The organism is Streptomyces albidus (ex Kaewkla and Franco 2022) (assembly GCF_013870515.1).
In the GTDB taxonomy this organism is placed as follows: domain Bacteria; phylum Actinomycetota; class Actinomycetes; order Streptomycetales; family Streptomycetaceae; genus Streptomyces; species Streptomyces albidus.
Genome location: NZ_JACBXA010000247.1, coordinates 1 through 8,606, shown reverse-complemented (window position 1 = coordinate 8,606; position 8,606 = coordinate 1). Strand labels below are relative to the sequence as shown.

The following is an 8,606-nucleotide window of genomic DNA, read 5'->3' as shown; positions in this document are numbered from 1 at the left end:
CGTCACGGGAGACACCGTCGACCTTCTCGACCTCGGGGCGACCCGCGAGTGGGCCGCCCGCACGGAGAAGGAGTTCGGGCACGTCCACGGCCTCGTGCACCTCGTGGGCGGGTGGCGCGGCTCGGCCAGCTTCACCGAGACCGACCTCGCGGACTGGGACACCCTGCACAACCTGCTGATCCGTACGGTGCAGCACACCTCCCTCGCCTTCGAGGGCGCGCTGGCGCGCAGCGGCAACGGCCGCTATCTGCTGATCAGCGCGGCGGGTGCGAGCAACCCGACCGCGGGCAACGCCGCCTACTCCGCGTCCAAGGCGGCAGCCGAGGCGTGGACGCTCGCGCTCGGTGACGCGTTCCGCAAGGCCGGGGGAGACGCCGGCCCCGCGGCTGCGGCTGCGATCCTTGTCGTCAAGGCACTGGTGAACGATCAGATGAGGGCCGAACGTCCGAAGGCCAAGTTCTCGGGCTTCACCGACGTAAAGGATCTGGCGGACACGATTGCCGGGACGTGGAGCAAGCCCACCGAGGAACTGAACGGAACACGCCTGTGGTTGACCCCGAAGCCCTGAGCACCGACGCCGAGCGCCGCCACGACCCCTCGGTGCGCGGATTCGCCAGCGACAACTACGCGGGCATGCACCCCGAGGTCCTGGCGGCGCTCGCCCTGGCCAACGGCGGACACCAGTCCGCGTACGGCGACGACGAGTACACGGCTCACCTCCAAAGGACCGTGCGCAGCCACCTCGGAGCCCGCGCGGAGACGTTCCCCGTCTTCAACGGCACGGGCGCCAACGTGATCTCACTCCAGGCCGTCACCGACCGCTGGGGCGCGGTCATCTGCGCCGAGACCGCACACATCAACGTCGACGAGTGCGGCGCCCCCGAGCGCGTCGGCGGGCTGAAGCTGCTGACCGTGCCCACCGAGGACGGCAAGCTCACCCCGGAGCTCATCGACCGCGAAGCGCACGGCTGGGACGACGAGCACCGTGCGATGCCCCAGGTCGTCTCCATCACCCAGAACACCGAACTGGGCACGGTCTACACCGTGGACGAGGTCCGCGCCATCTGCGAGCACGCTCACGAGCGCGGAATGAAGGTCCACCTCGACGGTGCCCGTCTCGCCAACGCCGCGGCGGCCCTCGACAAGCCGATGAGGGCCTTCACCAACGCGGTCGGCGTCGACATCCTCTCCCTCGGCGGCACGAAGAACGGGATGCTCTTCGGCGAGGCCGTCGTCGTGCTCAACCCCGACGCCGTGCGGGCGATGAAGCATCTGCGCAAGCTGTCCATGCAGCTGGCGTCCAAGATGCGGTTCATATCCGTGCAGTGGGAGGCCATGCTCAACGGCGATCTGTGGCTTCGCAACGCACGTCACGCCAACGCCATGGCGCAGCGCCTCGCGGAAGGGGTCAAGACCGTCGACGGCGTCGAGATCCTCTATCCCGTACAGGCCAACGCCGTCTTCGCGCGCCTCCCCAACGAGGTCAGCGAGCGGCTGCAGAAGCGCTACCGCTTCTACTTCTGGGACGAGGCCGCCGGCGACGTGCGCTGGATGTGCTCGTTCGACACCCGCGAGGAGGACGTCGACGGCTTCCTCGCGGCGCTCCGCGAGGAGATGGGCCGCTAGGGGGTGTCCGCGCCCCCCGCCTTGCAGGCGGACGACGCTGCTTTGCGGACCTGCCCTGGTACGACGGCCGGGCGGCACCGTCCGCCCGGCCGACTCCCGTCGCCGTCGCTACAGGGCTCTCGCCTCGGCCGCGGTCGGGGCCGTGCCGCCCATGTGGGCCGGCAGCCACCATGAGTCGTGCGGGCCCTTCGGAGTGGCCGGGTAGGCGCGCTGCGCGGCCTCCAGGAGCTCGTTCATGCGGTCGCGCATGCGCGCCGTCAGGCCCGCCGGGGACTCGTCCGCCACGGGCTGCATCGGCTCGCCGACGCGGATGCTGATGGGGAAGTGGTTGCGTCCGAAGTCGCGCTTGCGCCCCTTCGTCCACAGCCGCTGCGTCCCCCACAGGGCCATGGGCACGAGAGGCACCTTGGCCTCCTGCGCCAGCCGGGCCGCGCCCGACTTGAACTCCTTCAGGGTGAAGGACCGCGAGATGGTCGCCTCGGGGAAGACGCCGATGATCTGGCCCGAACGCAGCGCCTCCAGGGCGTGCTTGTACGCGCCCTCACCCTGGGAGCGGTCCACGGGAATGTGCTTCATCGCGCGCATCAGCGGCCCGGAGACCTTGTGCCGGAAGACCGAGTCCTTGGCCATGAAGCGCACCAGCCGCTTGGCGGGCAGGGCCGTGAGCCCGGTGAATATGAAGTCCAGGTAGCTGATGTGGTTGCTCACCAGGACGGCACCGCCCTGGTGCGGCACGTGCTCGGTGCCCTCCATGTCGAAGCGCAGGTCCAGCGCCTTGAACCAGGCGCGTGCGGTGGCGATCACCGGTGGGTAGACGAGTTCTGCCATGTCGGGAGGCCTTTCCTGTCGGTGTCCTGATCGGTGCCGTCGGGGTACGGGGGGAGCGGAACTCCCGCCAGGTGCGCTCAACTACCTACGGACGCGTAACTTCGATCCGCCGCAGATGGTTCCCGATGGGCATACCCGTGGCTACCCCGCAGCGGGCATGGACGGGAGATCCTCGTCACCGGCGTCCGGTATGCGCTGCGGGTGGGGGAATGCGCGTGACCGTGGCCCGTGCTGCACACTGCGAGCCACGGCCGTACGCGAGTCCGGCACACGGCACACGGCACACGGCAGGCAAGGAGAGAGCACGGTGGCAGATCGGGAGGTGGAGCGCCCCCACGCCGGGAACGCCCGGCTGGACGCCGCGGCGGTCGGCCTGCGGCAGCTCGGGGAGCGGGCGACGCTCGTGCAGTTCTCCAGCGCCTTCTGCCAGCCCTGCCGCGCCACGCGGCGCACCCTCGCCGAGGTCAGCGGGATGGTGGCCGGAGTCAGCCACGTGGAGATCGACGCGGAGGAGCATCTCGCTCTCGTCCGCGACCTGGAGATCCTGCGCACTCCGGCCGTGCTCGTGCTCGACGCTTCGGGATGTGTGGTGCGCCGGGCTTACGGGCAGCCGCGTAGAGCGGACGTCATCGCCGCAATCGGCGTGGCCGTGAGCTGCGAGAAGGAGCGGGAATCGGCTTCCGGGGGCGAGGCCCGTGATTGATCTCGCATCGTCGGGGCCTTCCTTGACGCTCGGAGGCCGTCTCGGCACCGTGACGGTACGCGGCCACCCGGGAACACGAGAGCCGCCGCCGCGCAGCCGCCGTGATTGAGTTGGCCCGTGCTCCGGCGTGCCGGCGTTGGCAAGGTCACAGTTCCCGGCCTTGAGAACTGGGTACGCGCTATGTGTACTGACGAGTAATATAACGAACGGGGGCCGGTCCACCGCGGGCCGGAACCGTAGGACAAGCAGTAGGAGAGCCGGCGTGAGCTTGAGGATCGTTGTCTGTGTGAAGTACGTGCCCGACGCCACCGGCGACAGGCACTTCGCCGAGGACCTGACGACCGACCGCGAGTCGGTCGACGGCCTCCTCTCGGAGCTCGACGAGTACGCGGTGGAGCAGGCGCTGCAGATCGGCGAGGACGCCGACGACGCGGAAATCACCGTGCTCACGGTCGGCCCCGAAGATGCCAAGGACGCGCTGCGCAAGGCGCTTTCCATGGGTGCCGACAAGGCCGTGCACGTCGAGGACGACGACCTCCACGGCACCGATGCGCTCGGCACCTCGGCCGTGCTGGCCAAGGCGATCGAGAAGACCGGGTACGACCTGGTCATGTGCGGAATGGCCTCCACCGACGGCACCATGGGCGTGCTTCCCGCCCTTCTCGCCGAGCGCCTCGGCGTGCCGCAGGTGACGCTGGTCTCCGAGGTCTCGGTCACCGACGGCAAGGTCAACGGACGCCGTGACGGCGACACCGCGACCGAGCAGCTGGAGGCCTCGCTGCCGGCCGTCGTCTCTGTCACCGACCAGTCGGGCGAGGCGCGTTACCCGTCCTTCAAGGGCATCATGGCGGCCAAGAAGAAGCCCGTTGAGTCCCTGGACCTGGACGACCTGGACATCGAGGCGGAAGAGGTCGGGCTCGAGGGCGCGTGGACCAAGGTCGACGACGCCACAGCGCGTCCGGCACGCACCGCGGGCACCATCGTCAAGGACGAGGGTGAGGGCGGCAAGCAGCTCGCCGAGTACCTCGCGGGCCAGAAGTTCATCTGAGCCACCTGAGCGTCCGTACTCCCCGCCCGCAGAACCGCCCCACATTCCCGCAGGAGCAACCCCATGTCTGAAGTCCTTGTCCTCGTCGACCACGTGGACGGCGCCGTCCGCAAGCCGACCCTCGAACTGCTGACCCTGGCCCGCCGCATCGGCGACCCCGTCGCCGTGCACCTCGGTGCGGGCTCGGAGGCCGCGGCCAAGACCCTCGCCGAGTACGGCGCGGTGAAGGTGCTCGCCGCCGACGCCCCCGAGTTCGCCGACTACCTCGTCGTGCCCAAGGTGGACGCGCTGAAGGCCGCCTACGACGCGGTCTCACCGTCCGCCGTGCTGGTCCCCTCCTCCTCGGAGGGCAAGGAGATCGCCGCCCGCCTCGCGGTGCGCATCGGCTCCGGCATCATCACGGACGCCGTCGACCTGGAGTCCGGCGACGAGGGCCCCGTCGCCTCGCAGTCCGTCTTCGCCGCCGGTTTCACCACCAAGTCCCGTGTCAGCAAGGGCACCCCGGTGATCACTGTCAAGCCCAACTCCACCGCTCCGGAGGCCGCCCCGGCCGCCGGCACCGTGGAGCAGCTCTCCGTGAGCTTCGGCGAGCTGGCGAAGGGCACCAAGGTCGTCTCCCGTACGCCGCGCGAGTCCACCGGACGTCCGGAGCTGACGGAGGCGGCGATCGTGGTCTCGGGTGGCCGCGGCGTCAACGGCGCCGAGAACTTCCACATCATCGAGAGCCTGGCCGACTCGCTGGGCGCCGCGGTCGGCGCCTCCCGTGCCGCCGTGGACGCAGGCTGGTACCCGCACTCCAACCAGGTGGGCCAGACCGGCAAGACGGTCTCGCCGCAGCTGTACGTCGCGACGGGCATCTCCGGCGCTATCCAGCACCGTGCCGGCATGCAGACCTCCAAGACCATCGTGGCCATCAACAAGGACGCCGAGGCCCCGATCTTCGACCTGGTCGACTACGGCATCGTCGGCGACCTCTTCGAGGTCGTCCCGGCGCTGACCGAAGAGGTCAAGACCCGCAAGGGCTGAGCCTCTCGGGCATCCCGTCCGCCGCACCGCCCCCGTACGTCCGCGTACGGGGGCGGCGTGCGTCCGCCCCCGCACGGCGATTCCGCCGAGAGCGGGATGAGGCCTGTGCCGCCTGGGCGGCGGGCACAGTCGCTCCATGAGACTGCTGATGCTGGGCGGGACGGAGTTCGTGGGGCGGGCCGTCGCGGAAGCGGCGCTGGAGCGCGGCTGGAGGGTGAGCGTCTTTCACAGGGGGCGTCATGAGGCGCCCCGCGGGGTGACGGTGCTGCACGGCGACCGGAGCGAGCCGGACGGCCTGTCCGCACTTGCCAGGGGAGAGTGGGACGCCGTCGTCGACACCTGGTCGGGTGCGCCGTCGGCCGTACGTGATGCGGCCCGGCTGCTGAAGGACCGGGGAGCGGCGGAGCACTACACGTACATCTCCAGCCGGTCCGTCTACGCCGGCCCCGTCAAGGCGGGAGCGGACGAGACCGCACCGGTCGTGGAGGCTTCGGCCGACGACGACGCCGATGACGTGGCGTCCGACTACGCCCGCGCCAAGCGGGGAGGCGAGCTGGGCGCCGCCGCGGCCTTCGGCGACCGGGCCCTGCTCGTACGCGCGGGTCTGATCATCGGTCCCGGCGAGAACATCGGACGGCTGCCGTGGTGGCTGCTGCGGACGGCGCGGGGCGGCGCGGTGCCGGCGCCCGGCCCTCGCGGGCTGCCCCTCCAGTACATCGACGTCCGTGACCTGGCCGAGTGGGTTCTCGACGCGACAGGCCGCGGTCTGCGCGGTGCCTTCAACGCCGTCTCCCCGCCCGGGCACAGCACGATGGGCGAACTGCTCGAAGCCTGCGCGGACGTCACCGGCGGCGGCGCCGAACTGCACTGGAAGTCCCCGGAGTCCGTCCGCGCAGCCGGTGCCGAGCCGTGGACGGGGCTCCCGGTCTGGCTGCCTCCGGGCCCGGACTACGACCACCTGCACCAGGGGGACGTCTCGCGGGCGCTGGCGGAGGGGCTGAGCTGCCGACCCGTCTCGGAGACGGTGGCCGACACGTGGGCGTGGCTGCAACAGCTGGGCGGGAAGGCCCCGCTGCGGCCCGGCCGTCCGCGTGCCGGGCTCGAGCCGGAGACCGAGGCGAAGCTGCTGGCGATGCCGGGCATGTGAACGCGCCGGAGCGTGACTCTGCATGGTTGACCTGCGCCGAGAGCCGCGGATAGCTTCGTTCTACGAATTGTTGATTCCGCTGGGCGGAAAAGCAGAGGAGGCCGTGTGAGCGAGGACGGGACAGTGACCACGAGTCTGACGAGCAGCGTGAGTGAGGGCATCGCAGCCCGGCTGGCCCCCGTCGACGCCGAACTCGCCCGCCGCTACCCCGGCGAGACGGGCGCCCGTCAGCCCGTGCACACCGTCTACGTCCCGGCAGACGTCTTCGAAGCCGGCACCGTCCAGGCGTGGGGCGAGCAGGCACTGGAGCTGCTCGACGAACACGCCCCGGACGCCGCGTCGTTCGCCTCCGTGCTCGGCCTGCCCCCGCAACTCGCCGCGCCCGTGCACGACCGGGTGCGGGCCAAGCTCGAGCGCGAGCCGGTCGAGGACCTGCGCATCGACTTCGAGGACGGCTACGGCCTGCGCCCAGACGCCGAGGAGGACGCGGCGGCGGCACGAGCCGCCCGGCTGGTCCGTGCCGCCTGCGAGGACGGCAGCGCGCCCCCGTACGTGGGCATCCGTATGAAGTGCATGGAGGCCGCAGTACGGGACCGCGGCGTCCGTACCCTCGACATCTTCCTCACCGGGCTGCTGGATGCCGGGCCGCTGCCCGGAGGGCTCGTGCTCACGCTGCCCAAGGTCTCCCATCCGGAGCAGGTCGCGGCGATGGCGGCGCTGTGCGGGGAGTTCGAGAAGGCGCGCGGACTGCCCGACGGGCGCATCGGATTCGAGATCCAGATCGAGACGACCCAGTCGATCCTCGGCCCCGACGGGCGGGCCACCGTCGCCCTCATGATCGACGCCGCGCAGGGTCGTGCCACTTCCCTGCACTACGGCACCTTCGACTACAGCGCCTCGTGCGGCGTGAGCGCCGCCTACCAGGCCATGGACCATCCCGTGGCCGACCACGCGAAGGCCGTGATGCAGGTGGCCGCGGCAGGCACAGGGGTGCGCCTGTCCGACGGTTCCACGAACGTCGTGCCGACGGGGGCCAGTGAGCAGGTGCACGACGCCTGGCGTCTCCATCACGCCCTCGTACGGCGCTCGTTGGCCCGCGCGTACTACCAGGGCTGGGACATGCATCCCGGTCACCTCCCGACCCGCTACGCCGCCGTCTACGCCTTCTACCGTGAGGGGATGGAGCAGGCCGCGGCCCGACTCGCCGCGTACACGGGTCAGTTCGGCGGGGACGGCGCGGTGATGGACGAACCCGCGACCGCGAGGGCACTCGGCAACTACCTTCTGCGCGGTCTGGATTGCGGTGCGCTGACGGGTGGTGAGGTCGCCCGCCACTCCGGCATGACACGTGCGGACCTCGACGGGCTGGCCGGACGGAGCGGGGCCGCGCAGGCAGGCGCGCACCCGTAGGCTGTCCCCCTCGGCACGTCGGCAAGAGGGACGGGGCACAGTGCGATCACCGGGGGAGCAGCAGCCGGAAGGCGGTGCGGACGGCGCGAGCCGAATCCTCGCGGGCCGCTATCGCGTGACGGGCCGCCTGGGCCGCGGCGGCATGGGCGTGGTCTGGCGGGCCGTCGACGAAGTGCTCGGCCGTGAGGTCGCGGTCAAGGAGCTGCGGACCTACAACGACGCGGGCAGCGGCGAACTCGAGGAACTGCGCACGCGGATGCAGCGCGAGGCGCGGGCCGCGGCGCGTGTCCGGCACTCCGGGGTCATCGCGGTGCACGACGTCGCCCAGCACGAAGGGCGCCCCGTCATCGTGATGGAGCTGGTCGAGGGGCCGTCGCTCGACGACGTCCTGCGTGAACGCGGCTCGATCGAACCACGCGAGGCGGCGGCCGTCGGCGCCGAGGTCATGGACGCGCTGGCCGCCGCCCACGCGGTGGGCGTGATGCACCGCGACGTCAAGCCGGGCAACGTGCTGCTGGAGAAGCGCGGCCAAGAGCGCGTCGTCCTCACCGACTTCGGCATCGCGGCCATGGAGGACCCGGACGACGGCGCCAGCACCAACCTGACGGTGAGCGGCGAACTGGTCGGTTCCCTCGACTACTTGGCGCCCGAGCGCGCCCGCGGCGAGCCTCCGTGCCCGGCCTCCGACGTGTGGGCCCTGGGTGCGACGCTCTACGCGGCCGTGGAGGGCGCGGCCCCGTTCCGCCGTACCTCCACCTGGTCGACGCTCAACGCGATCGTCGTCGACCCGCTGCCCGAACCCAGCCGCGCCGGACCGC

9 protein-coding genes are annotated in these 8,606 nt (G+C 71.1%); 8 read left to right on the top strand and 1 reads right to left on the bottom strand.

Annotation, left to right across the window (positions count from 1 at the left end; genetic code table 11):
- Together H5J26_RS25375 and H5J26_RS25370 are read left to right on the top strand one after the other, a co-directional pair.
- On the top strand, positions 1-568 hold a 568-nt coding region (locus H5J26_RS25375; RefSeq protein WP_181768291.1), incomplete at its 5' end, for an SDR family NAD(P)-dependent oxidoreductase.
- A complete protein-coding gene (locus H5J26_RS25370) occupies positions 565-1,626 on the top strand; it encodes a threonine aldolase family protein (protein WP_181768293.1) in 1,062 nt (353 codons plus the stop codon). The genes H5J26_RS25375 and H5J26_RS25370, both read left to right, overlap by 4 nt.
- Before the next feature lie 108 nt (positions 1,627-1,734).
- Here the strand turns inward: H5J26_RS25370 and H5J26_RS25365 are convergent, their stop codons facing one another.
- Positions 1,735-2,454: a lysophospholipid acyltransferase family protein gene (locus H5J26_RS25365; protein ID WP_181768290.1), complete on the bottom strand. Its 720-nt coding sequence runs from the start codon at positions 2,452-2,454 to the stop codon at positions 1,735-1,737.
- Between the two features lie 307 nt (positions 2,455-2,761).
- On the opposite strand from H5J26_RS25365, the gene H5J26_RS25360 reads away from it, so the two are divergent.
- The 6 genes from H5J26_RS25360 to H5J26_RS25335 all read left to right on the top strand — a co-directional run.
- Positions 2,762-3,157 carry a TlpA family protein disulfide reductase gene (locus tag H5J26_RS25360; RefSeq protein WP_419183850.1) on the top strand — a complete coding sequence of 132 codons (396 nt, stop codon included), beginning with the start codon at positions 2,762-2,764 and terminating at the stop codon, positions 3,155-3,157.
- A 262-nt stretch (positions 3,158-3,419) separates the two neighbouring features.
- A complete protein-coding gene (locus tag H5J26_RS25355) occupies positions 3,420-4,205 on the top strand; it encodes an electron transfer flavoprotein subunit beta/FixA family protein (RefSeq protein ID WP_181768289.1) in 786 nt (261 codons plus the stop codon).
- Between the two features lie 63 nt (positions 4,206-4,268).
- Entirely contained in the window at positions 4,269-5,231 is a 963-nt protein-coding gene (locus tag H5J26_RS25350) for an electron transfer flavoprotein subunit alpha/FixB family protein (protein WP_181768288.1), read from the top strand.
- A gap of 136 nt (positions 5,232-5,367) precedes the next feature.
- Positions 5,368-6,378, top strand: a complete 1,011-nt coding sequence (locus H5J26_RS25345; RefSeq protein WP_181768287.1) for an NAD-dependent epimerase/dehydratase family protein — start codon at positions 5,368-5,370, stop codon at positions 6,376-6,378.
- Positions 6,379-6,483: 105 nt separating this feature from the next.
- Positions 6,484-7,788, top strand: a complete 1,305-nt coding sequence (locus tag H5J26_RS25340) for a DUF6986 family protein (RefSeq protein ID WP_181768286.1) — start codon at positions 6,484-6,486, stop codon at positions 7,786-7,788.
- A 40-nt stretch (positions 7,789-7,828) separates the two neighbouring features.
- Positions 7,829-8,606, top strand: a 778-nt coding sequence (locus H5J26_RS25335) for a serine/threonine-protein kinase (RefSeq protein WP_181768285.1), incomplete at its 3' end; no start/stop codon positions are given.

What these genes read in the sequence shown, in the direction of transcription:
- H5J26_RS25365 (WP_181768290.1), bottom strand. Translation starts at nt 2,454, where the DNA reads ATGGCAGAACTCGTCTACCCACCGGTGATCGCCACCGCACGCGCCTGG.
- H5J26_RS25350 (WP_181768288.1), top strand. Translation starts at nt 4,269, where the DNA reads ATGTCTGAAGTCCTTGTCCTCGTCGACCACGTGGACGGCGCCGTCCGC.
- H5J26_RS25345 (WP_181768287.1), top strand. Translation starts at nt 5,368, where the DNA reads ATGAGACTGCTGATGCTGGGCGGGACGGAGTTCGTGGGGCGGGCCGTC.